Source organism: Seohaeicola zhoushanensis (assembly GCF_014656415.1).
Lineage (GTDB): Bacteria > Pseudomonadota > Alphaproteobacteria > Rhodobacterales > Rhodobacteraceae > Seohaeicola_A > Seohaeicola_A zhoushanensis.
In genome coordinates this window covers 121,094-141,644 of the sequence record NZ_BNCJ01000003.1, presented here as the reverse complement: position 1 = coordinate 141,644, position 20,551 = coordinate 121,094, and the positions used below count along the sequence as shown (strand labels likewise).

The 20,551-nt window shown below is 65.9% G+C and carries 20 protein-coding genes; 10 read left to right on the top strand and 10 right to left on the bottom strand.

The window, feature by feature from the left end:
- The first annotated feature begins 290 nt into the window (after nucleotides 1-290).
- Both IE266_RS08360 and rnk read left to right on the top strand, forming a co-directional pair.
- Nucleotides 291-755: a GreA/GreB family elongation factor gene (locus IE266_RS08360; protein ID WP_189679612.1), complete on the top strand. Its 465-nt coding sequence runs from the start codon at nucleotides 291-293 to the stop codon at nucleotides 753-755.
- 58 nt (nucleotides 756-813) lie between these two features.
- Entirely contained in the window at nucleotides 814-1,251 is a 438-nt protein-coding gene (gene rnk / locus IE266_RS08355) for a nucleoside diphosphate kinase regulator (protein WP_189679611.1), read from the top strand.
- A gap of 392 nt (nucleotides 1,252-1,643) precedes the next feature.
- Here the strand turns inward: rnk and IE266_RS08350 are convergent, their stop codons facing one another.
- Nucleotides 1,644-2,339: a FadR/GntR family transcriptional regulator gene (locus IE266_RS08350; RefSeq protein WP_189679610.1), complete on the bottom strand. Its 696-nt coding sequence runs from the start codon at nucleotides 2,337-2,339 to the stop codon at nucleotides 1,644-1,646.
- An 86-nt stretch (nucleotides 2,340-2,425) separates the two neighbouring features.
- Here IE266_RS08350 and IE266_RS08345 point away from each other — a divergent pair, with 86 nt between their 5' ends.
- Nucleotides 2,426-3,175: a sulfite exporter TauE/SafE family protein gene (locus tag IE266_RS08345; RefSeq protein WP_189679609.1), complete on the top strand. Its 750-nt coding sequence runs from the start codon at nucleotides 2,426-2,428 to the stop codon at nucleotides 3,173-3,175.
- Between the two features lie 104 nt (nucleotides 3,176-3,279).
- Here the strand turns inward: IE266_RS08345 and IE266_RS08340 are convergent, their stop codons facing one another.
- Genes IE266_RS08340 through IE266_RS08325 form a run of 4 tightly spaced genes read right to left on the bottom strand, consistent with a single transcriptional unit; the run spans nucleotide 3,280 to nucleotide 6,902 of the window.
- A complete protein-coding gene (locus IE266_RS08340; protein WP_189679608.1) occupies nucleotides 3,280-3,987 on the bottom strand; it encodes a sulfate/molybdate ABC transporter ATP-binding protein in 708 nt (235 codons plus the stop codon).
- Nucleotides 3,988-4,000: 13 nt separating this feature from the next.
- Nucleotides 4,001-4,864, bottom strand: a complete 864-nt coding sequence (cysW, locus tag IE266_RS08335; RefSeq protein WP_189679607.1) for a sulfate ABC transporter permease subunit CysW — start codon at nucleotides 4,862-4,864, stop codon at nucleotides 4,001-4,003.
- A 46-nt stretch (nucleotides 4,865-4,910) separates the two neighbouring features.
- Nucleotides 4,911-5,750 (bottom strand): sulfate ABC transporter permease subunit CysT, encoded by an 840-nt coding sequence (gene cysT, locus IE266_RS08330; RefSeq protein WP_189679606.1) that lies wholly within the window; start codon nucleotides 5,748-5,750, stop codon nucleotides 4,911-4,913.
- Between the two features lie 3 nt (nucleotides 5,751-5,753).
- Complete coding sequence (locus tag IE266_RS08325; RefSeq protein ID WP_189679605.1) at nucleotides 5,754-6,902, bottom strand: sulfate ABC transporter substrate-binding protein; 1,149 nt, start codon at nucleotides 6,900-6,902, stop codon at nucleotides 5,754-5,756.
- 616 nt (nucleotides 6,903-7,518) lie between these two features.
- Here IE266_RS08325 and IE266_RS08320 point away from each other — a divergent pair.
- The 6 genes from IE266_RS08320 (at nucleotide 7,519) to IE266_RS08295 (ending at nucleotide 13,640) form a co-directional block, all read left to right on the top strand.
- Nucleotides 7,519-8,535 (top strand): amino acid ABC transporter substrate-binding protein, encoded by a 1,017-nt coding sequence (locus IE266_RS08320; RefSeq protein ID WP_189679604.1) that lies wholly within the window; start codon nucleotides 7,519-7,521, stop codon nucleotides 8,533-8,535.
- Complete coding sequence (locus IE266_RS08315; protein WP_189679603.1) at nucleotides 8,535-9,716, top strand: amino acid ABC transporter permease; 1,182 nt, start codon at nucleotides 8,535-8,537, stop codon at nucleotides 9,714-9,716. The genes IE266_RS08320 and IE266_RS08315 overlap by 1 nt, the downstream gene beginning before the upstream one ends.
- Complete coding sequence (locus tag IE266_RS08310) at nucleotides 9,713-10,798, top strand: amino acid ABC transporter permease (RefSeq protein ID WP_189679602.1); 1,086 nt, start codon at nucleotides 9,713-9,715, stop codon at nucleotides 10,796-10,798. The genes IE266_RS08315 and IE266_RS08310 overlap by 4 nt, the downstream gene beginning before the upstream one ends.
- 26 nt (nucleotides 10,799-10,824) lie before the next feature.
- On the top strand, nucleotides 10,825-11,526 hold the full coding sequence (locus IE266_RS08305) for a GntR family transcriptional regulator (RefSeq protein ID WP_189679601.1): 702 nt from the start codon (nucleotides 10,825-10,827) through the stop codon (nucleotides 11,524-11,526).
- A 61-nt stretch (nucleotides 11,527-11,587) separates the two neighbouring features.
- On the top strand, nucleotides 11,588-12,847 hold the full coding sequence (locus IE266_RS08300; protein WP_189679600.1) for a pyridoxal phosphate-dependent decarboxylase family protein: 1,260 nt from the start codon (nucleotides 11,588-11,590) through the stop codon (nucleotides 12,845-12,847).
- A gap of 22 nt (nucleotides 12,848-12,869) precedes the next feature.
- Nucleotides 12,870-13,640, top strand: a complete 771-nt coding sequence (locus IE266_RS08295; RefSeq protein WP_373310547.1) for an amino acid ABC transporter ATP-binding protein — start codon at nucleotides 12,870-12,872, stop codon at nucleotides 13,638-13,640.
- A gap of 80 nt (nucleotides 13,641-13,720) precedes the next feature.
- On the opposite strand, the gene IE266_RS08290 is transcribed toward IE266_RS08295, so the two are convergent.
- The 3 genes from IE266_RS08290 to IE266_RS08280 are packed head-to-tail and all read right to left on the bottom strand — an operon-like array spanning nucleotide 13,721 to nucleotide 17,014.
- Complete coding sequence (locus IE266_RS08290; RefSeq protein ID WP_189679599.1) at nucleotides 13,721-15,301, bottom strand: TRAP transporter large permease; 1,581 nt, start codon at nucleotides 15,299-15,301, stop codon at nucleotides 13,721-13,723.
- A 3-nt stretch (nucleotides 15,302-15,304) separates the two neighbouring features.
- Nucleotides 15,305-15,847 (bottom strand): TRAP transporter small permease subunit, encoded by a 543-nt coding sequence (locus IE266_RS08285; RefSeq protein WP_189679598.1) that lies wholly within the window; start codon nucleotides 15,845-15,847, stop codon nucleotides 15,305-15,307.
- Nucleotides 15,848-15,907: 60 nt separating this feature from the next.
- Nucleotides 15,908-17,014, bottom strand: a complete 1,107-nt coding sequence (locus tag IE266_RS08280) for a TRAP transporter substrate-binding protein (protein WP_189679597.1) — start codon at nucleotides 17,012-17,014, stop codon at nucleotides 15,908-15,910.
- A 214-nt stretch (nucleotides 17,015-17,228) separates the two neighbouring features.
- Here IE266_RS08280 and IE266_RS08275 point away from each other — a divergent pair, with 214 nt between their 5' ends.
- On the top strand, nucleotides 17,229-18,002 hold the full coding sequence (locus IE266_RS08275; protein WP_189679596.1) for a class II aldolase/adducin family protein: 774 nt from the start codon (nucleotides 17,229-17,231) through the stop codon (nucleotides 18,000-18,002).
- Nucleotides 18,003-18,023: 21 nt separating this feature from the next.
- Here the strand turns inward: IE266_RS08275 and IE266_RS08270 are convergent, their stop codons facing one another.
- The gene (locus IE266_RS08270) at nucleotides 18,024-18,962 is read right to left on the bottom strand and encodes a ketopantoate reductase family protein (protein ID WP_189679595.1); all 939 of its coding nucleotides are present in this window, start codon (nucleotides 18,960-18,962) and stop codon (nucleotides 18,024-18,026) included.
- Nucleotides 18,959-20,530, bottom strand: coding sequence for a class I adenylate-forming enzyme family protein (locus tag IE266_RS08265; RefSeq protein WP_189679594.1), 1,572 nt, complete (start codon nucleotides 20,528-20,530; stop codon nucleotides 18,959-18,961). Before IE266_RS08265 ends, IE266_RS08270 begins: the two co-directional genes overlap by 4 nt.
- Nucleotides 20,531-20,551: the final 21 nt, after the last annotated feature.

Sequence of the window (20,551 nt, the reverse complement as noted above, 5' to 3'; positions counted from 1 at the left end):
AGGATCATGAGGCTGGCTCATATAGTGGCGGTGCAGGTGGGCAGGGGTGGTTCGCTTGCGATGGCGGTGTTCCGCTTTTTCCCGCAACGCCGGCAAAGGCCCCCAAGTTGACAGACAGAATCCAGTGACTACCTTCAGAGCATGGTCAAGCACGAGAATCATTACCGGTTTCTGCTTCTCAACCGCCCGGCACCCCGGGCGGTCTGCGCTTAGTCGCGCCTTCGACCACCCGGGGCCATCTCACATCCTTCACCTGAGATAGCGGGCGCTTCGGCCCCCGGGAGACGACCATGTCCATCAACAAGATCCACTACCCGTCCTTCGGCGGGTCCCCTCGTACGGCCCATGACCACTTCGAGCCAGGGGCCTATCACCTGACCGTAGCCGACCGGCTGGGCATCGAGCGGCTGCTTGACAACAAGGCAACGCGCCACGCGCCGAACCCGTCGATCCTCGACGGTCTGCTGCGCCACAAGCTGCGCTCGGCGCGCGGTGCGCCCGAGCCGGCGCCGGCCGGTCTGGTCGTGGCCGGGAGTATCGTCACGTACATGATCAGCGGCGAAGGCGCGCGTTCGGGCGAGCTTTCGATGCAGGCGATGCCGTTGCCGGGGCGTATCCTGGTGGCCTCGCTGCTGGGGGCGACCCTGATCGGGATGCGCGTGCTGCAGAAGACCCCGCTGCTGCGGGACGACGGCGAGATCGACACCGTCGTCGTGCTGGATGTGACTCCGCCACAGGGGGATGACGCCGCCTGACCGGGCGGCAGGGTCCGCAAGACAATCGAACATGCCGAAAGGCGAAAAGGAGATGGCAATGAACAAGTCACAGAGAATATCCGGCCGCACCGCGCGGCGGGCGAAGATCGTGATCGCCGAGGAGACGCTGGAACGTCTCGAAGCCCTGGCCGAGGGCGCATACAACCGCACGCCCGAGCTGGCTGACCAGTTGCTGGAGGAGCTTGGCCGCGCCAGGATCGTGTCCGCGGCGCGGCTGCCGGTGAATGTCGTGAGCATGGGCCGCGCGGTCACCTACCTGGACGAAGTCTCCGGGGAGGAGAAGACGGTGACGCCGGTCTTCCCGGAGGAGGCCGACATTTCGCGCGGATTGATCTCGGTACTGACACCGATCGGCGTGGCCCTGATCGGGCTGGCCGAAGGGGCCTCGCTGCCGTGGCAGACGCGGGGCGGAGAGACCCGTGTGCTGAGGGTCCTGAGGGTGGCCGGGTCCGGTACCGGCGCGGGCGCGGCGTGACATGACGACCGGAGCGCGAGGTCTCGACGAGGCCCATGTCCCGCCCGGAGGGAGAGTGGCGCGGTCCTGAGACCGGGGCTCTCCTTCCGGGTTGCGTCTGCCGGTGCGCCGGCGCCCCTAATCCCCGAGATGCGAGAGCGACATGCAAGATCGACTTCCCACCCATTGCCCGTCCTGCGCGGAAGCCATTCCGCGGGCGGCCGCGCATCGATGTCCCGGCTGCCGGCGCAGCCTGTTTCCGGCGGTTCCGGTGATCCGCCTGTCATGCCGGCGCTGTGGGTCTTCTCTGCCCGCGTCGGCGGGCGGCGTGACCGCCTGCGTGGATTGCCGTCGCCGCCGGCCGTCGCGCCTGCCAGCGCGGCATTGACTGGTTTGCCGCAGAGCCGGGCAGGTCAGCCCGAAGGCCGGTCGCGGCGCATGGCCGTTGCGATGGTTTCCAGGTGGCGGCGCATCTCCTGCTCGGCGGCGCCTGCATCGCCCTCGGCGATCGCGGCCACCACGGCGGCGTGCTGGTCGCTGTGCAGGCCGGTGAATTCCTCGACTCCGATCCGGCGATAGGTCCGGTCCCATTCGTGCTGCCAGGCCGCGCGGCGCCTCGCCTCGGCGAGGTAGGCCAGCAGCCCGGCCAGCACCGGGTTCGCGGCCACCTCGGCCACGCCCCGGTGAAACTGCGCGTCGGCGGCCTCGGCTTCCGAGCGGCTGGACGCCCGCCGCCCGGCCTCGACCCGGCGCGTCAAATAGTCCACTTCGGCCGAGCTGGCGCGCTTCGCCGCTTCGCCGGCGATGGCGGGTTCGATCATCAACCTTGCCTGCATGAGCTGCTCGGCCGAGGCGGCCTGGAGCAGAACCGTCTCGCGGATCGAATGGCCAAGCGGGGGGCGGCCCCGGAAGGTGCCCTTGCCCACCATCCGCCAGATCTCGCCCTCTTCCTCGAGCCGGGCTAGCGCCAGCCGCAGGGTCTGGCGGCTGCATCCCATCTGAAGACTCAGCTCGCGTTCGGTCGGCAGCCGGTCGCCGGGGTGCGGCGCCAGCCGGTCGAGCACATCGCGCAATTGCGCGAGCGCCGTGCTGGCCGTGATCCGGCTCATGTCGAACATCCCGTCATGCAGACCAATTTGCAGACCAATCGAGCAATAGACAACACCCCGGCATCGATTCTCGGTGCAGGTGCAAGATGCTCACGATTCTCACGCTTATTCTCGCCGGTCTGGCGGCCGGAGCCCTTAACGCGGTGGCGGGGGGCGGCACCTTCCTGTCGTTTCCGGCGCTGGTCTGGGCCGGCGTTCCGCCGATCACCGCCAATGCGACGGCGACGCTTGCCGCCTTGCCCGGCTATATCGGCAGCGCCTGGGCGTTTCGCCATGACATCCGGGCCAGTCGGAGCCTGCCGCTGGCGCTGGTGCTCGGTACCGCGACGGCCGGGGGCGTTCTTGGCGCGCTGCTGCTGCTGGTGACGCCCGGCGAGGTCTTCGAGGGCGTCGTGCCCTGGCTTCTTGCCTTCGCGACGGTGATCTTCGCCTCTGGCCCCAGGATCACCGCGGTGCTGGCGCGCAGAGGGTTCGGTGCGCCGGGGCGGGCCGTGGCCGCCGGTGTGCTGACTGCCGTCACCACCTATGGCGGATATTTCAACGGCGGTGTCGGGATCCTGCTGCTCGCCGCGCTCGGCTTTCTGGGCCTGACCGATCTCAGGGAAATGAACGGGCTGAAGAACCTGGTCTCGGCGGTGCTCTCGCTGGTCTCGGTGGTGCTCTACATCGGTGCGGGGCTGATCGCCTGGGAACATGCGCTGGTGCTCGGGGCAGCCTGTGCGGTCGGGGGCTACCTGGGGGCGGCGCTGTCCCGCCATATCACCAACCCGGCGTTGCTGAGGCTGTTCATCACGGCGGTGGGCGCGGCGATGACGGTGGTTTTCTTCCTCAGGTGAAGCGCGCATGGTCCCTGGCCAGGCAGGCGTCAATGGCAGCCGCGTGGGGGCGCGTCAGGATGTGCCCCCAACGCGCTGCCAAATCCGCCGGGCGGCAACCCGCGCTATCGCGGCGCAACCGGCACGGCGCGGGCCTTTCCGGCGGGGGGCATGACGCTCATCTGCTCGATGTGGCCCTTCGACATGAAGACGACGAGATCGGCGATCTCCATCGCCTCGTCCTGGTCGTGGGTGACGAAGACGGTGGTGAGGCCGGTCCGGTCGTGGATCTCGCGCAGGCCCTGGCGGAGTTCCTTGCGGACCTTGGCGTCGAGCGCGCCGAAGGGTTCGTCGAGCAGCAACATGCGCGGTTCGATGGCCAGCGCGCGGGCCAGGGCCACCCGCTGACGCTGCCCCCCCGAGAGCTGATTGGGATAGCGGCCGCCGATGTCGGGCAGCTGGATCAGGTCGAGCAGCCGGTTCACGCGGCGGGCAATCTCGGCCTCGGTCGGCCGCTCCTTGCGGGGACGCGCGCGCAGCCCGTAGGCGACATTCTCGAAGACCGTCATGTGCTTGAACAGGGCATAGTGCTGGAATACGAAGCCCGCGCGCCGCTCCTGCACCGAAAGCCCGGTGGCATCCTGCCCGCCGAAGAGCACGCGCCCCGAGGTTGGAAATTCCAGCCCGGCGAGGATCCGCAGCAGCGTCGTCTTGCCCGATCCGGACGGCCCCAGAAGCGCGATCAGCGCGCCGGAGGGGATGGAGATCGACACCGGGTAGAGCGCCCGCTCGGTGCCGAATTCCTTGGCCAGTTCCTCGATCTCGATGTTCATGGTCGATCCTTTCTCAGTGACGCCGGGTGGCCGCCAGCAGGTCTGCATGGCGCCATTCGAGCAGGGATTTCAGAAGCAGGGTCAGCAGGGCGAGCAACGCCAGCACGGCGGCGAGTGAGAAGGCCGCAACGGAGAGATATTCGTTGTAGAGCATCTCGATCATGATCGGCATGGTCGTGGTCTCGCCGCGGATCTTGCCCGAGACGACGGCAACTGCGCCGAACTCGCCCATGGCGCGGGCGTTGCAGAGCAGCACGCCGTAGAGCAGCGCCCAGCGGATATTGGGCAGCGTTACGGTGAAGAAGCTGCGCCAGCCGGACGCGCCAAGGGTCAGCGCGGCCTCTTCCTCGGCGCGGCCCTGTTCGACCATCACGGGGATCAGCTCGCGGGCGACGAAGGGGAAGGTCACGAACATCGTGGCGAGCACGATGCCGGGGAAGGCAAAGACGATCTTGAGATCGTTTGCCGCCAGCCAGGCTCCGAAGGAAGAGTTGGCGCCGACCAGCAGGATGAGCGCGAGGCCCGCGACAACTGGCGAGACCGAGAAGGGCAGGTCGATGAGGGTGATGAGGAAGGCCTTGCCGCGGAAGTCGAACTTGGTGATGGCCCAGGCCGCAGCGATGCCGAAGACCGCGTTCAGCGGCACGGTGATCGCAGCGACGATCAGCGTGAGCCTGATCGCCGAGCGCGCATCGGGCGAGGCCAGTGCCTGCACCGAGGCGACCCAGCCCTGCCGCAGCGCCTCGGCGAAGACGGTGACGAGCGGGGCAAAGAGGAACAGGGCGACAAAGCCGACGGCCAGGCCGATCAGCAGGTGGCGGGTCGGGCGCGGTTCGGTCGTGACCGGCACAGGGCGCGAGAGGGGGACGACGGACATTCATGGCTCCGTGGAAAGGGCGTTGTCGCGGCGCGCGGCGGACAGGTCAGACAAGACCGATCCTCCGCCGGCTCCAGACCTGGATCGCGTTGATGGCGAGCAGCATGGCGAAGGAGATCAGCAGCATGGCGATCCCGATCGCGGCCGCGGCGTCGTAGTTGTATTCCTCGAGGCGGATCACGATCAGCAGTGGCGCGATCTCGGTCACGTTCGGGATGTTGCCGGCGATGAAGATGACCGAACCGTATTCTCCGACCGAGCGCGCCAGGCAGAGCGCGAAGCCGGTGAGCAGCGCCGGCGTCAGCGTCGGCAGGACCACCCGGCGCAGCGTGTAGGGGCGGCGCGCTCCGAGCGTGGCGCTGGCTTCCTCGAGGTCCGGTTCGAGCTGCTCGATCACCGGCTGAACGGTGCGCACCACGAAGGGCAGCCCGATGAAGACCAGCGCGACCCAGATCCCCGCCTCGGTGTAGGCGACTCGGATGCCGAGCGGCGCCAGCGCCTGGCCGAAAGGGCCGTTCGGGGCATAGAGCGCGGTCAGGGCGATGCCCGCGACTGCCGTCGGAAGGGCGAAAGGCAGGTCCACCGCCGCATCGATGAACCGGCGTCCCCAGAACCGGTAGCGCACCAGCACCCAGGCCAGAAGCAACCCGAAGACGAGGTTGAACAGTGAGGCGACCAGCGCCGCGCGGAAGGAAAGCGCCAGCGCCGACCAGATCCGGCGCGAATTCACCATGCTCCATAGGTCTGCGGGACCGATCATCAACCCGCGCCCCAGCAGCGCGCCGATGGGGAGCAGGACCACGATGGACAGGATTGCCATAATGATTCCGAAGCTCAGCCCGAACCCCGGAAGGGGTGAGGGCGAGCGGAGAATGCCAGCCCTCATCATTTACTCCTTGTAGATCTGGTCGAAGATGCCGCCGTCGCCGAAATATTCCTTCTGCACCACCGGCCAGCCGCCGAAATCGGCGATGTTCACCAGTTTCACCTGGGGGAAGCGGGCGGAATCCTCGGGCGCGGCGGCCGAGTGGTCCCAGGCGCGGTAGAAGTGCTTGAGCGCCAGCGCCTGGGCCTCGGGGCTGTAGAGATGCTCCAGATAGGCTTCGGCCACCACGCGCTGGGCATCCGAGGTGATGTTGCCCTCGACCAGGGCCACCGGAGGTTCGGCGAGGATCGAGACCGACGGCACCACGATGTCGAAACTGTCTTCGCCCAGTTCCTTAAGGGCCAGGAAGGCCTCGTTCTCCCAGGCCAGCAGCACGTCGCCCACGCCACGTTGGGCGAAGGTCGTGGTCGCACCGCGTGCGCCGGTATCGAGGACGGGCACGTTCTGGTAGAGCGTGCTCACGAAGGTGCGCGGATCGAGGCCGTTCTGCTGGGCATAGCCCCAGGCGGCAAGGAAGTTCCAGCGCGCGCCGCCCGAAGTCTTGGGGTTCGGCGTGATGACCTGCACATCGCCGGTCACGAGGTCGTCCCAGTCCGCGATGCCCTTGGGGTTGCCCTCGCGGACGAGGAACACGATGGTCGATGTATAGGGCGAGGAGTTGTGCGGCCGGCGCGATTGCCAGTCGGCGGGGATCTTGCCGGTGCGCTCGGCGATGGCGTCGATGTCCGCCGACAGGGCGAGCGTGACGACGCTGGCCTGCAGCCCGTCGATCACCGCCCGTGCCTGCGCGCCGGCGCCGCCGTGCGATTGCTGGATGCTGACCGGCGCATTGCCCTGCGCGATCCACCAGGCCTTGAACAGTTCGTTATAGTCCCGATAGAACTCGCGGGTCGGGTCGTAGGAGACGTTCAGGAGCTCGACGCTGTCCTGCGCCTGCGCCGGTCCGTTGCCGCCGAATGCAAGCGCGATGGCAGCAACGGCGGCGACGAGAGCGCCGCGCAGATTGCGTGCCGGCAGGGCGGCGCTGGCCGCGACCGGATAGCCGGAGATGCGTTCGGCCCCCGCGTCGATTTCGATCCGGCCATTGCCGAGACTTCGGACAAAAAGGCCCTGAGCGAGCGTATGCGCGCCGATCTGGATGGTGCGTAGCATGGTCTGTCCTTTGCTGAAACCAGTCGAAATTTCGTGCCAGGCCGGCGGCGCGGCAGTTCGGTCACGGGTGATGTTCCCGCCCGGTCACGCCGCCAGCGCCGCCTGACACCACAATAACGACAGAGTTGATCGTGTTTTTCAAAGGAAGAAACACGTCTTTCTTGGTCGTGATTTTGGAAGATTATTCTCCGGACCAATTGCCGGGCAGGGTGGGACGTGTGCGGCAGGGCGAACCTGCGATCCAATTGCCAGAATCGGCGCCCCGATTGCTGGGCTATCGGGCGGTGGGCGCGGCCTTCGAGCCGCGCCAATCCCCTCAATTTCCACCGGCGTCAGGGGCATTTTCGAGGTGTGTCGGCTAAGTTCTGAGCTATCGGACATACGAAATGAGTGTCTTTCCCGTTGCGATGGAACGCAGCTTTGGGGCGCAAGTCTATGGAAACGAATTGTTATTTCGGAGAGACGGCGGAATGTGTTCCCGAGGTCGGCCAGCAGCATCTTGACCGGAATCGGAAACTGATTTTTGATATATCATATGACGGAATCGCCAAAGCTTAACCGGACTTCCATTCGGTTCCGAACAAGCTACCAACAGCATCACCACTCGGAGGGAACCATGTCCTTAAGAACCATCGCCGCTGCCGCCATTCTGGCCGTCACCGGTGCAACCGCCGCTCATGCGGACCTGCTCGACGACATCAAGGCGCGCGGCGAGTTGTCCTGCGGTACGCTGAACTACCTGCCCGGCGTGGGCTTCCTCGACGACAAGGGCGAATGGAGCGGCTATGACGTCGATTTCTGCAAGGCCGCGGCCGCCGCAATCCTGGGCGACCCGAGCAAGCTGAAGCTGGTGGCGCTCACCGGTCCGCAGAAGTTCCCGGCGCTGGATTCCGGCGAAATCGACATCCTGTCGCGCTCGGTCACCCAGACCATCTCGCGCGAGACCACGCTGGGCTATGACTTCATCGGGCCGAACCTGATGACCGGGCAGGGCTTCATGGTCCGCAAGGACAGCGGCGTGACCTCGGTCGACGACCTCGACGGAGCGACCATCTGCGTGCTGGGCGGTTCGGCGCAGGAACGCTACCTGGCCGAATACTTCGCCTACAAGGGCATGACCTTCACCCCCGTCGCCGCGGAGGGCGGCGACCAGATGTACCCGATGTATTTCGACGGCCGCTGCGACGCCGTCACCCAGGAGCCGCCCTACATGGCGATCCGGCGCCTGCGGTCGGGGCAGGCGGACGAGCATGTGATCCTGAGCGACATCATTTCGAAATCCTACGAGGCGCCGGTGATCCGCGAGGGCTCTCCGCGTCTGCGTGAAGTGCTGCAATGGATGCACTGGGGCATGATCACCGCCGAGGAGATGGGCATCACCCAGGCCAACGTCGAAGAGATGGCCGCCACCTCGCAGGACCCGAACGTGCGCAACTTCCTGGGCACCGATGGCAACGTCGGGCAGGACATGGGCGTCTCCAACGACTGGATGGTCAACGTGATCAAGGCCGTCGGCAACTTCGGCGAGTTCTTCGACCGGAACCTGGGCAAGAACTCGGCTCTGGGCGTCGAGCGCGGGATGAACGCGCTGCACCGCGATGGCGGTGTGCTGTTCGCGCCGGGCTGGCAGTAATGGCCGACCTGGCCGCAAATGCTCAAGGAGGCGCGCGCCCGTTCGCGCGCCTCACCGCGGCCCTCTCGCGCCCGACCACGCTGGCGCAGGTGCTGTTCGTTCTTGGCGTCGCCGCGCTGCTGGTGGCGCTGACCCTGGTTGCGCAGAGCAACCTGGAACGGCTTTCGGTCAAGTCCGGCTATGGTTTCCTTTGGGAGAAGGCACCGTTCGAGCTGGGCGAGAGCCTGATCGCCTACAAGGCCGGCGACACATACATGCGCGCTTTCGCCGTCGGGATTCTCAACACGCTGAAGGTCGCGGCGCTCGGCATCATCCTGTCGACCGCTCTCGGGCTGGTCATCGCACTCGGGCAACTGTCGCCCAGCAGCGTGGTGGCGCGGGTCTGCCGGCTCTACATCGAGACCGCGCGCAACGTGCCGCTGCTGATGCAACTCATTTTCTGGTACGCCTTCCTGACCGCCAGCCTGCCTCGGGTGAAGCAGGCGCTGTCGCCGGTGGAAGGGGTCTACCTGTCCAACCGCGGGCTGTTCCTGCCCGCTCTCGATTTTGGCGGTGCGGGTGGGCAGATCGGCCTGGCGCTGCTGGCCGGGCTGGTGATGGCCGTTGCCCTGATGGTCTGGAAGCTGCGCACGCAGGCGCGCGGTAACATCGCCTGGGCCTTCTGGGGCCTGCTGCTGCTGCCGGCCATTGCGACCTTCCTGCTGAGCGGGGCCACGGTGTCTCTCGATCTGCCCGAGCTGAAGGGCTTCAACTTTCGCGGCGGACTGGCGGTGTCGCCCGAGTTCCTGGCGCTGCTGCTCGGGCTGACGTTCTACACGGCGGCATTCAACGCCGAGGTTATCCGGGGCGGCATCCTGGGCGTGCCGAAGGGCCAGACCGAGGCGGCAACGGCGCTGGGCCTCAAGCGCGGGCAGGTGATGCGGCTGGTGGTGATCCCGCAGGCACTGCGGATCATCATCCCGCCGATTTCCAACAACTTCCTGAATCTGACCAAGGAAAGTTCGCTCGCCGTCGCGATCGGTTATCCCGAGCTGGTGCGGGTGGCCAACGTGACGCTGGCCGAGACCAGCCAGTCGATCGAGTGCATCTCGATCATCATGCTGGTCTTCCTGACCATCAGTCTCAGCACCTCGCTGTTCCTGAACTGGTTCAACGCCCGTGCGGCCCTGGTGACGCGATGACGGACCACAGCGTGACGCTTCCTCCCGGTGAGGGCAGGGGCATCAAGCCCTGGATCAGAGCGCAGATGCGCTCGCCGCTGGGGCTGGTGCTCAATATCGCCATGCTGGCGTTGATCGTGACGGCACTTCCGCCGCTGCTGGACTGGGCCGTCATCCGGGCCACCTGGACCGGCAGCGACATGAACGCCTGTCCGCCCGAGGGTGGTGCCTGCTGGGCCTTCATCGGCGCGAAGATGCGGCTGATCCTGTTCGGTACCTATCCCTATGACGAACACTGGCGCGCGGTGATCGCGACCCTGATCGTCGTGGCGCTGGTGCTGGCCTCGCTGAACCCGCTCTACTGGACCCGCAGGCTGGCCATGGGGTGGGTGATCGGGCTTGCCGTCTACAGCGTGCTGATGTGGGGTGGCGTCTTCGGGCTGCGGTTCGTCGATAGCAGCGCCTGGGGAGGGCTGCCGCTGACCGTCATCCTGACCGTCTTCGGCGTCTTCTTCGGCGCGCTGGTGGCGGTGCCCGTGGCGCTGGCCCGTGTGTCCCGGCTGCCGGTCTTCCGCATTGCAGCGGTGATCTATGTCGAGCTGATCCGCGGTGTGCCCCTGATCTCGATCCTGTTCATGGCCTCGGTGGCCATGCCGCTGCTGCTGCCGGAGGGGTTCTCGCCTAGCGGGCTGGTGCGGGTGATCATCGGCATCGTCATCTTCACCGCGGCTTACATGGCCGAGGTGCTGCGCGGCGGGCTTCAGGCGGTGCCCAAGGGCCAGCACGAGGCGGCCAGCTCGCTGGGGCTCGGGTATTGGAAAACCCAGTTCAAGGTGGTGCTGCCGCAGGCAGTGGAACTGGTGTTGCCGGCCTTTGTCAGCCTGATTATCATCACGCTGAAGGGTACGTCGCTGGTGGTCATCGTGGCAATGATGGACCTCCTGGGGGCGGCCAAGGCCTCGCTGGCAGATCCCAACTGGGTCGGTTTCTACGTTGAAGCCTTCGCCTTTGCCGGTGCAATATACGTCGCAATGTGTGCCAGCATCTCGTGGTACGGGCGCAGGGTGGAAACCAAGTTGCGCAGCACCAGGGGGAACGGGTGATGGGCATCGAACAGAGGAAAGCTTTGATGGCGGCTCTGACGGCGGAGGAAGACAGTAAGGATCCGGCAACCGTGATCGGCACTGTCAGCCGCGGCTCGACGCTCACCGACAAGGTCTATGACAGGCTGCGCCTCGCACTGCTGCGCGGCGTGTGGGAGCCGGGCCAGAAGATCACCGCCCGCAGCCTCAGCCGCGACATGGAGGTCAGCCTGACGCCGGTGCGCGAGGCCATGATGCGGCTTGCCAACGAGGCGGCGCTAGAGGTTTCGGGAACCCGCACCTTCCTGGTGCCGCTGCTCAGCCGCTCGAAATACCAGGAGGTGGTCGGGATCCGCATGGCACTGGAGCCGCTGGCGACCGAGGCCGCGATGCCCTTCATCACGGCGAAGGTGCTGGATCACCTCGAGGCGCTGAACGAGCGGATGAAGGCGCTGATCGAGGCGGAGAAGTTCAACGAGGCGCTGCAGATCGACTCCGAGTTCCACCACACCATCTATGAGCTGGCCGATCAGGATGTTCTGAAGAACATCATCGACGCGCTCTGGCTGCGGGTGGGGCCGACCCGGACCCTGCTGTCGCACACCTATCGCCGGCGGCTGGTCGGCTACATGAACCACAAGACCATCATCGCCGCCCTGCGCAGCGGAGACGTGCAGGCCTCGCGCGCGGCGGTGGTGCATGACATCTCGGCGGGGGCGCAGAACCTCTGCCTGGCGCTCAAGGACTGACCGGCGCGGCCGGTTGGATCCAAACTGATATAACGCATAGCAAGTGACAAAGGACAGTCGAATGGCACAGAACCGCATTTCCTACCCGGCCGGCGGGCGCGGTTGGGACGATCTGAAGCAGGACATGATCGCGCGTACCGCAGAGGACATCGACTGGCGCGGAGGGCGCACGCCGCTCTATGTCTTCTTTTACGATCAGGACACCTACGAGATCGGCCGCAAGGCCTATTTCGAGTTCTTCAGCGAAAACGCCCTTGGACAGAAACGCGCCTTCAAGAGCATCCAGTCGATGGAGCGCGAGGTGCTGGACTATGGCATGGACCTGTTCAACGCCCCCGACAGCGGGGCCGGCGCCTTTACCACCGGCGGCAGCGAGAGCATCTTCGTCGCGATGAAATCCGCCCGTGATGCCTATCGTGCAAGGACCGGCACGCCGCGTGGCGAGATCCTCAACATCGTGATGCCGGACTCGGCGCACCCGGCCTTCGACAAGGCAGCGGCGGCGATGGACCTCGATATCCTGCGCGCGCCGCTGCGGGCGGACCTGCGGGTCGACACGGCGGCACTCAAGGGCCTCATCAACGAGCGCACCATCGCCATCGTCGGCTCGGCCCCCTGTTTCCCGCATGGCGTGGTCGATCCCATCGAGGAGCTGAGCAAGATCGCGCTGGAGGCTGGCGTCTGGCTGCATGTCGACGCCTGCGTCGGTGGTTGGCTCGCGCCGTTCTTCACCCGCATTGGCCGCGATACGCCCGATTTCGACTTCCGCTTTCCCGGGGTGCGCTCGCTCTCGGCTGATCTGCACAAGTTCGGTTTCTGCCCGAAATCGGCCTCGACCGTCTTCTTCCGAGACGGGGCAGACCTGGAACGCTCGCGCTTCCGCCATGACGCGTGGCCGAGCGGGGTGATCGATACGGCCACGCTGACCGGCACGCGCACCGGCGGTTCGGTCGCCAGCGCCTGGGCAGTGCTGAACCACCTGGGCGAAGCGGGCTACTTCGAAGCGGCCCGGCGCCTCTCGACGATGACCGACGCCTATGTCGAGGGCATCTGCGCCATCGACGGGCTGAAAATGCATTCCATCCCGGACCTGACGCTGATCAACTTCGGCTCGGACGTTTTCGACATCTACCTCGTGGCCGAGCAGATGACCGCCCGCGGCTGGCTGGCGGGCCTGACGAGCCGCCCCAAGGGGATGCATGCGATGATGTCGATGCTGCACGATCCCTCGCGCCCGCAGTTCCTGTCCGACCTGCATGACAGCGTGGAGGCGGTGCGGGCCGGCGGGCAGGCGGCGTCGCAACTCAAGGCGGTCTACTAGGCGCCGGGGCGGAGGATCCGACATGGGAGACATGGGCAACGGCGCCGCGCTTGAGATGATGAACGTCAGCAAGTGGTACGGGCAGTTCCAGGTGCTGACCGACGTGAACCTGACGGTGGCCAAGGGCGAGCGGATCGTGATCTGCGGCCCGTCCGGGTCGGGCAAGTCGACGCTGATCCGCTGCGTGAACCGGTTGGAAGAGCACCAGCGCGGTCGGATCATCGTCGACGGGATCGAGCTGACCTCGGACCTCAAGAACATCGACGCGGTGCGCTCGGAGGTCGGCATGTGCTTTCAGCACTTCAACCTGTTTCCGCACCTGACGATCCTGGAGAACTGCACGCTGGCCCCGATTAACGTGCGTCGAACGCCCCGCAAGGAAGCCGAGGCGCTGGCGATGCATTTCCTTGAAAAGGTGCGGATCCCGGACCAGGCGCACAAATACCCCGGTCAGCTCTCGGGCGGGCAACAGCAGCGGGTCGCCATCGCGCGCAGCCTCTGCATGCGCCCGCGCATCATGCTGTTCGACGAACCGACCTCGGCGCTCGATCCCGAGATGATCTCCGAGGTGCTGGACACGATGGTGGGCCTCGCCGAAGAGGGCATGACCATGCTCTGCGTCACCCACGAGATGGGCTTTGCCCGCAAGGTGGCCGACCGTGTGATCTTCATGGACGCCGGGCGCATCGTCGAGGAGAACACGCCGGAAGCCTTCTTCGGCAACCCGCAGAACGAGCGGACCCGGCTGTTCCTGAGCCAGATCCTGGGCCATGGCGCCGCGACGGTGAACTGACTTTCGTCCAACAGATAGCAGGAGTGAAAATGGATCGGGCCCCGGCAGCTGCCGGGGCCCGTGGTCGTTCAGCGGGTGGATCACTGCGAGAAGAGATATTCCGGCAGCCAGGTGGCCAGCGCGGGGAAGCAGGCGATCAGCACGAGCCCGAGCAACTGCAGAAGAATGAAGGGAATGACCCCCTGGTAGATGTGCCGCGTCTTGACCTCGGGTGGCGCCACCCCGCGCAGGAAGAACAGCGCGAAGCCGAAGGGTGGGGTCAGGAACGAGGTCTGCAAGTTCACCGCGATCATCACGCCGAGCCAGACCGGATCGGCCCCCATCACGATCAGGGCAGGGCCGACGATGGGCACCAGGATGAAGATGATCTCGAGGAAATCGAGGAAGAACCCCATCACGAACATCAGCGCCATGACGAAGATCATCGCGCCGGTCAGACCGCCGGGCAGGCTGTCGAGCATGTGGTGCACGGTCTCTTCGCCGCCGAGGCCGCGGAAGGTCAGCGAGAACAGGCTGGCCCCGACGAGGATGGCGAAGATCATCGCCGTCACGCGGCCGGCTTCCTCCATCGCGTAGCGCATCGTCCCGCTCTGCAGCAGGATGTAGCAGGACAGCAGAACGGCCAGGACCACGACGCCCAGCAGTGCGAAGGAGGCCCACATGGCGGCGGTTTCGCCGGGCGTGAAGGTCTCGCGCATCAGCAGCAGGTGGAAGAACTGGTTCAGCACCATCAGCGCGATGGCGGCGACCAGCCCGCCGAGCAGCCAGGTCGAGAGGTCGGGCCGGGCGCGCAGGGCGGCGAGCAGGATCGCCCCGACCGCTCCGACGCCGGCGGCTTCGGTCGGTGTCGCGATGCCACCCAGGATCGAGCCGAGCACCGCGATGATCAGCGCCGAGGGGGCAAGCAGGCCGTTGACCAGCAGCTGCAGCTTCTCGCGCCGGTCGAGTTCGGCGCCTTCGTTGTCCGACACGCGCACCGGCGCCCGTTCCGGGCGCATGGCCGCAAGTGCGATGATGTAGACCGCGTAGAGGATCACAAGCATGAGTCCGGGGATCAGCGAGCCGGCGAAGAGGTCTCCGACGCCCACCGACTTGCCGGCGAACTTGCCCATCTTCAGGTTGGCCTGCTGGTTGGCATAGGTCAGCACATCGCCGAGGAAGACCAGCACGATCGAGGGCGGGATCACCTGGCCCAGCGTGCCCGAGGCGCAGATCGTGCCGGTGGCGAGTCTTGGGTCATAGCCGTTCCTCAGCATGACCGGCAAGGCGATCAGGCCCATGGTCACGACGGTGGCGCCGACGATCCCGGTCGAGGCGGCCATCATCATGCCAACCATCACCACCGACAGGGCCAGGCCGCCGCGCATCCCGCGGAACAGCCCCGCCATCGAGTTCAGCAGGTCCTCGGCCACCTTGGATTTCTCCAGGACCAGGCCCATGAAGATGAAGAGCGGCGCAGCTATCAGCACCTCGTTCGACATGATGCCGAAGATGCGCTGGGGCAGGAAGTTCAGCTGCCGGAACTGGAACTCGCCCAGCAGGTCGCCGATCAGGGCAAAGACCAGCGCGACGCCGGCAAGGGTGAAGGCCACCGGAAAGCCCGCCAGGATGGCGATGCAGACGGCGACAAACAGCCATAGTTCTAGGTATTCGACGAACATGGATCAGCACTCGTCCGCTTTGGGGGCGGTCGCCGGATCATGCCCGATCAGGGCGATCCGCAGGTTCCGCAGGAAGAAGGAGACCGTCTGGAAGGCGAGCAGCGCCACGAAGACGAGGATGAAGGTCTTGAGAACGTAGAGATAGGGAATCCCCGCCACTTCGTTCGAGGCTTCCTTCAGCTTCCACGAGCGTTCGATGTAGGGAATCGAACTGGTCCAGAGCACCCAGAGCATAGGCGCCAGGAAGACCACGGTGCCCGCCAGGTTGACGATGGCTTTGCCGCGGGCGCCGAGCACGCTGTAGAAGATGTCGACCCGGACATGCTGATCCCGCAACAGCGCCCATCCGCCCAGCGAGGACATCGCGATGGCGAAGGCGTAGAGGACGGATTCGTAGAGCGAGATGATCGATACGCCGAAGACATAGCGCATCACCACGTTCGCAAAGGTCATCAGAACCATGTAAAGGACCAGCCACGAGATCAGACGGCCGAAGACTTCGGTGATCCGATCGATCATGGCTATGACCTTGTCGATTGCCTGCATGGGGTGACTCCAAGAAAGGCTGGATGTCCGGCGCGAATGGCGCGCCGGACCTTTTCGCGCTCAGGCGCCGGCTTCGAAGGCCAGCTTGCGCGCGCGATACATCGGGTAGTCGACCAGGGCCGAATACTGGATGGCCTCATCGCGGTAGGCTTTCCAGCTGGCATAGATCTCGGCCGCGTGGGCGTCGGAATTGGCCAGTTCGGCAACGACCTCCTGCGAGGTCTTGGCAAGGGCCAGCACCACGTCGTCGGGATATCCGCGGACGTCGACCTTGTGTTCGGTGCGCAGCGTGTTCATCGCCTTGGCGTTGTAATAGGGCCATTCGCCGATGTTGATCGAGTTGGCCGAGCGGGCCGCGTGGTCCATGATCAGCTTCTCATGGGCGCTCAGATCGTCCCACAGGTCGGCATTCAGGCCGATCTCGCCAGCGCTGTTCACCTCCTGCCAGCCGGGGGTGTAGTAATACTTGGCGTATTGGTGGAACCCATTGGCGCTGTCGAGCCAGGCGCAGCACAGCTCGGTCGCGTCGATGGCGCCCGATTGCAGCGAGGTGAAGATCTCCTGAGGGGGAATCATCACCGCGCTGGCGCCGACGCGGCGCATCACCTCGCCGGCGATGCCCGACGAGCGCATCTTGATCCCCTGGAAGTCCTCCAGGTTGTTGATCTCCTTGGTGAACCAGCCCGCCATCTGGGTGCCGGTATGGCCGCAGGGGAAGGCCTTGAGGTTCAGCAGTTCACGATAGGCCTTGTCCTGCAGGTCCTGGCCGCCGCCGAAATACATCCAGGCGCAGTGCTCCATGGCGTTCAGCCCGAAGGGAACGAGTCCGAAGAAGGTGGCCGCCTGCCACTTGCCGGCCAGGAACATGGGCGAGGCGTGATAGGCGTCGGCGGTGCCCTGGCCCACGGCGTCGAAGACCTCGAAGGCGCCGACCAGTTCGCCGGCGGCGTTGACCTTCACGGTGATATTTCCGTCGCTCAGCTCCTCGACGGCCTTGGCCCAGTTGTAGGCGATCGAGGCGAGGCCCGGGAAGTTGTGCGGCCAGGCCATGACCATGGTCAGCTGCCGCTTGCCCTGGGCAAGGGCAGGGGTGGCCAGGGTCGCGGCCGTGGCGCCGAATCCTGCGGCTGCCGAATTGCGAAAGAATGTCCTGCGGTTGATCGTCATCTGTTTCCTCCCTGATGCGCGATGCTGTGGATCGCTGTTTGCACCGGCTTGCGAAGTCAGCCAAACAAACACCTGTTCAAATTGCCGTTAAACATGTATTCTAGCAACACCCAAAAAACCGTTCCGCCCGGAAAATACCGATTGGCGGCAGTTCGAAGCCCGGCTTGCCGCGGGAGGGTTCACTTTGGGCCGAACAAATGGAGGAGTTCATCGAATGGCACCGCTCGACAGCGCCGAATCCACCCCCCGACCGGGCATGACACAGGAGGAATGGCAGACCCGGATCGACCTTGCCGCCGCATATCGGCTCATCGCGCATTTCGGAATGGATGATCTGATCTACAACCACATCTCGGCGCGCGTGCCCGGCCCGGAAGAGCATTTCCTGCTCAACCCCTTCGGGCTGCTCTACGAGGAGGTGACGGCGTCGAACCTGGTGAAGGTCGATCTGGACGGCAACGTGATCTCGAGCGATGGCTCGCCGATCAACCCGGCCGGGTTCGTGATTCACTCCTGCGTGCACCGCGAACGGCACGACCTGACCTGCATCATCCATACCCACACGACCGCCGGTGTCGGCATTTCGGCACAGGCCGAGGGATTGCTGCCGATCAGCCAGACCGGGCTGCTCTACAAGGACCTGATCGGTTACCACGAGTTCGAGGGTCTCGCGCTCAACATGGAAGAGCAGAAGCGTCTGCTGGCCGATCTGGGGTCGGACAAGCAGATGCTGATTCTGCGCAATCACGGGCTGCTGGCCTGCGGGCGGTCGATCCCCGAGGCCTTCATCATGATGTTCTATCTCGAACAGGCCTGCCGCATCCAGATCGCCGCCCAGGCGGGCGGCGCGCTGAATTTCCCGAGCAAGGCGGTTCAGGATCTGACCCACAAGCAGGCGATGACCGGCCTGGGGGCCGATCTCGGCACCCGCGAGTTCGCGGCGCTCAAGCGCAGGCTCGACCGGATGGGCGCCGATTACGCCCGCTAGGCCCGGCCAACACGGCCCGAGTCATGAAGCCCCATCGAGGTGGGGCTTCAGCAGGGCATGGCAGATGTCGTGCACCGGAACCGGGATGCCCGCCTTGGCGGCGGCCCTTATCAGCCAGCCCACGGTGCTGTCGAGTTCCAGCGGGCGGCCGTTCTCCAGATCTTCCAGCATCGAGGCGCGGGTCCGGGGATCGGCGTTTTCACGGCTGAACCGCATGTTCGCCTCGACGAGATCCGGGGGCAGGGCGATGCCTCGGGCCTGGCCAACGGCGGCGGTCTCGGCCATCGCGCGTTCGTAGAGGTCGGCGGTCTCGGGCTGGCGGATCCACCCGCCCAGCGGCAGGCGAGTAAGGGCGCTGACCATGTGGAAGGCCGTCAGCATGGTGAACTTGGCCCAGATCGCCGGCATCGGGTCGTCCATCGGCTCCATGACAAGGCCATGTGCGTTGCCGAGGCGCGCCAGCTGCCCGATATGCGGCGAGGCGGCCGAGGATGCCGCCGGACCGAAGACAAACCGGCGCACCGGCCCGGTGAGGCGCACCTGTCCCGGCGCGGTGACACTGGCCGGCACATAGGTCACGCCCGCCAGCACGCGGTCGGGCCCGAAGGCGGCGATCAGCCGCTCCAGCCCGTCGAGGCCGTTCTGGAAGCTCAGCACCCGGCTCTCGGGGCCGAGCAATGCGCGAATCGCGGGAACCACGGCGTCGGTGTCCTGACCCTTGACCGTGACCAGCACGAGATCGACGGGGCGGAGCGCCGCGGGGTCATCGCTCACCGCGTCGGGGCGGTGGTGCAGGGTGCCCTCATCGGTGGTCACGGTGATCCCGTCGCGCTGCCAGGCTTCCAGGGTCCGGTTGCGCGCCAAAACGCGCACCGAGACCCCGGCCTTGCCGAGATGGGCCGCCAGCACGCCGCCGATGGCCCCTGCGCCGACGATGGCGACCGAAAACGGCGCCGTCATTGTGCCGCCTTCTCGGCCGACCAGTAGGGATCGCGCAGCAGCCGTTTCATCACCTTGCCAAGCGCATTGCGCGGGAACTCGTCCCGCAGCTCCACGTCGATCAGGCGCTGCGTCTTGGCCAGCCTCTCGTTGGCCCAGTCGCGCAGCGCCCGGCAGTCGATGGCCGCCGCATCGCGGGCAATGACCAGCGCCAGGCTGGTTTCGCCCCATTTGTCATGCGGCACGCCGATCACGGCGACATCGAAGACGTCGGGGTGCTTGGCCACTACCGCCTCCACATCCGTCGGGAAGACGTTGAACCCGCCCGAGATGATCATGTCCTTCTTGCGGTCGACGATGCAGAGGAAGCCGTCCTCGTCGATCATCCCGATATCGCCCGAGCGCAGGAAGGTTCGCCCGCGCTCGTCGCGCCAGATCAGCTCGGCGGTGGCCTCGGGGCGCTTGTGATAGCCCTTCATCAGCCCCGCGCCATAGCCGGCGATCTCTCCGGGCGTTCCGCGCGGGCATTCGTTGCCCTCCTCGTCAAGGATGCGCACCTCGAACCCCAGTACGGGCGTGCCCACGGTGGCGAATTTCTCGGCGTGCTGATGCGGCTTGAGCATCGAGGCAAAGCCCTCGGAATAGCCGTAAAGCTCGTAGAGGCCGGGCGAGATGCGTTCGATGATCCGTGCCTTCACGTCCTGGCGCAGTGCCGAGCCGGCCGAAAGCAGGGTCCGCAGCGAGGAAAGGTCGGCGCCGTCCAGGTCCGGGTGATCCAGCACCATGCCGTATTGCGCCGGCACCATGAAGGTATGGGTGATGCGCTCCTGCGGCACGAGGCTGAGGAATTCGCCCACGTCGAAGGCCCGCATCGCCACCAGCGTGCCGCCGGCGAAGAGCACCGGCAGCATCATCAGCCAGGTCCCGTTGGAATAAAGCGCCGTGGTGGTCAGCGCCCGGCTGGTCGAGGTGAAGCCCATCTCGACCGCGTTGGAAAACGCCCAGTGCAGCCTTGCGCCATGGGTCTGCACGATGCCCTTGGGCAGGCCCGTGGTGCCCGAGGAATAGATGATGTTGAACTCGTCCTGCAGGGAATAGCGCACGTTAGGCGGGGTCGCGGGCTGGCCCTCGGTCAGCGCGGCCAGCGGAACCCAGCCCTCGCCGTCGAACCCCTGCGCGATCCAGCGCCCGGCGGCGACATTGCGCACCGCCGCCCGGTTGCCCTCGACCTTGTCGCGGAACTCCGAGGAGACGAAGACCTGGATGGCGTCACAGTCGACCAGCAGCCCGGTCAGCTGTTCGGCCGTCAGCATCCCCGACAGCGGAACCGCCACGCCGCCCGCCCGCACGATGCCGAACAGGCATTCCAGCATCTCGACCGAATTGCCCATCAGCAGCGCGACCTTGTCGCCCTTCTGCAGCCCGCTGGCCAGAAGACCATGCGCGACCCGGCTGATGGCGGCGTCGAAGTCGCGCCATGTGCGGCGAACGCTGCCGCAGATGACGGCCTCCCGTTCCGGCTGGAACCGGGCGTGGGTGGCGAAAAGATCCGGCAGATATACCTGCGGATCGTCGACGAGATCGGTCATGCTTTCCTCCCTGCATTGCTT

Coding starts and splice junctions, on each gene's coding strand:
- IE266_RS08360 (WP_189679612.1), top strand. CDS start 291: ATGTCCATCAACAAGATCCACTACCCGTCCTTCGGCGGGTCCCCTCGT.
- rnk (WP_189679611.1), top strand. CDS start 814: ATGAACAAGTCACAGAGAATATCCGGCCGCACCGCGCGGCGGGCGAAG.
- IE266_RS08350 (WP_189679610.1), bottom strand. CDS start 2,339: ATGAGCCGGATCACGGCCAGCACGGCGCTCGCGCAATTGCGCGATGTG.
- IE266_RS08345 (WP_189679609.1), top strand. CDS start 2,426: ATGCTCACGATTCTCACGCTTATTCTCGCCGGTCTGGCGGCCGGAGCC.
- IE266_RS08340 (WP_189679608.1), bottom strand. CDS start 3,987: ATGAACATCGAGATCGAGGAACTGGCCAAGGAATTCGGCACCGAGCGG.
- cysW (WP_189679607.1), bottom strand. CDS start 4,864: ATGTCCGTCGTCCCCCTCTCGCGCCCTGTGCCGGTCACGACCGAACCG.
- cysT (WP_189679606.1), bottom strand. CDS start 5,750: ATGAGGGCTGGCATTCTCCGCTCGCCCTCACCCCTTCCGGGGTTCGGG.
- IE266_RS08325 (WP_189679605.1), bottom strand. CDS start 6,902: ATGCTACGCACCATCCAGATCGGCGCGCATACGCTCGCTCAGGGCCTT.
- IE266_RS08320 (WP_189679604.1), top strand. CDS start 7,519: ATGTCCTTAAGAACCATCGCCGCTGCCGCCATTCTGGCCGTCACCGGT.
- IE266_RS08315 (WP_189679603.1), top strand. CDS start 8,535: ATGGCCGACCTGGCCGCAAATGCTCAAGGAGGCGCGCGCCCGTTCGCG.
- IE266_RS08310 (WP_189679602.1), top strand. CDS start 9,713: ATGACGGACCACAGCGTGACGCTTCCTCCCGGTGAGGGCAGGGGCATC.
- IE266_RS08305 (WP_189679601.1), top strand. CDS start 10,825: ATGGCGGCTCTGACGGCGGAGGAAGACAGTAAGGATCCGGCAACCGTG.
- IE266_RS08300 (WP_189679600.1), top strand. CDS start 11,588: ATGGCACAGAACCGCATTTCCTACCCGGCCGGCGGGCGCGGTTGGGAC.
- IE266_RS08295 (WP_373310547.1), top strand. CDS start 12,870: ATGGGAGACATGGGCAACGGCGCCGCGCTTGAGATGATGAACGTCAGC.
- IE266_RS08290 (WP_189679599.1), bottom strand. CDS start 15,301: ATGTTCGTCGAATACCTAGAACTATGGCTGTTTGTCGCCGTCTGCATC.
- IE266_RS08285 (WP_189679598.1), bottom strand. CDS start 15,847: ATGCAGGCAATCGACAAGGTCATAGCCATGATCGATCGGATCACCGAA.
- IE266_RS08280 (WP_189679597.1), bottom strand. CDS start 17,014: ATGACGATCAACCGCAGGACATTCTTTCGCAATTCGGCAGCCGCAGGA.
- IE266_RS08275 (WP_189679596.1), top strand. CDS start 17,229: ATGGCACCGCTCGACAGCGCCGAATCCACCCCCCGACCGGGCATGACA.
- IE266_RS08270 (WP_189679595.1), bottom strand. CDS start 18,962: ATGACGGCGCCGTTTTCGGTCGCCATCGTCGGCGCAGGGGCCATCGGC.
- IE266_RS08265 (WP_189679594.1), bottom strand. CDS start 20,530: ATGACCGATCTCGTCGACGATCCGCAGGTATATCTGCCGGATCTTTTC.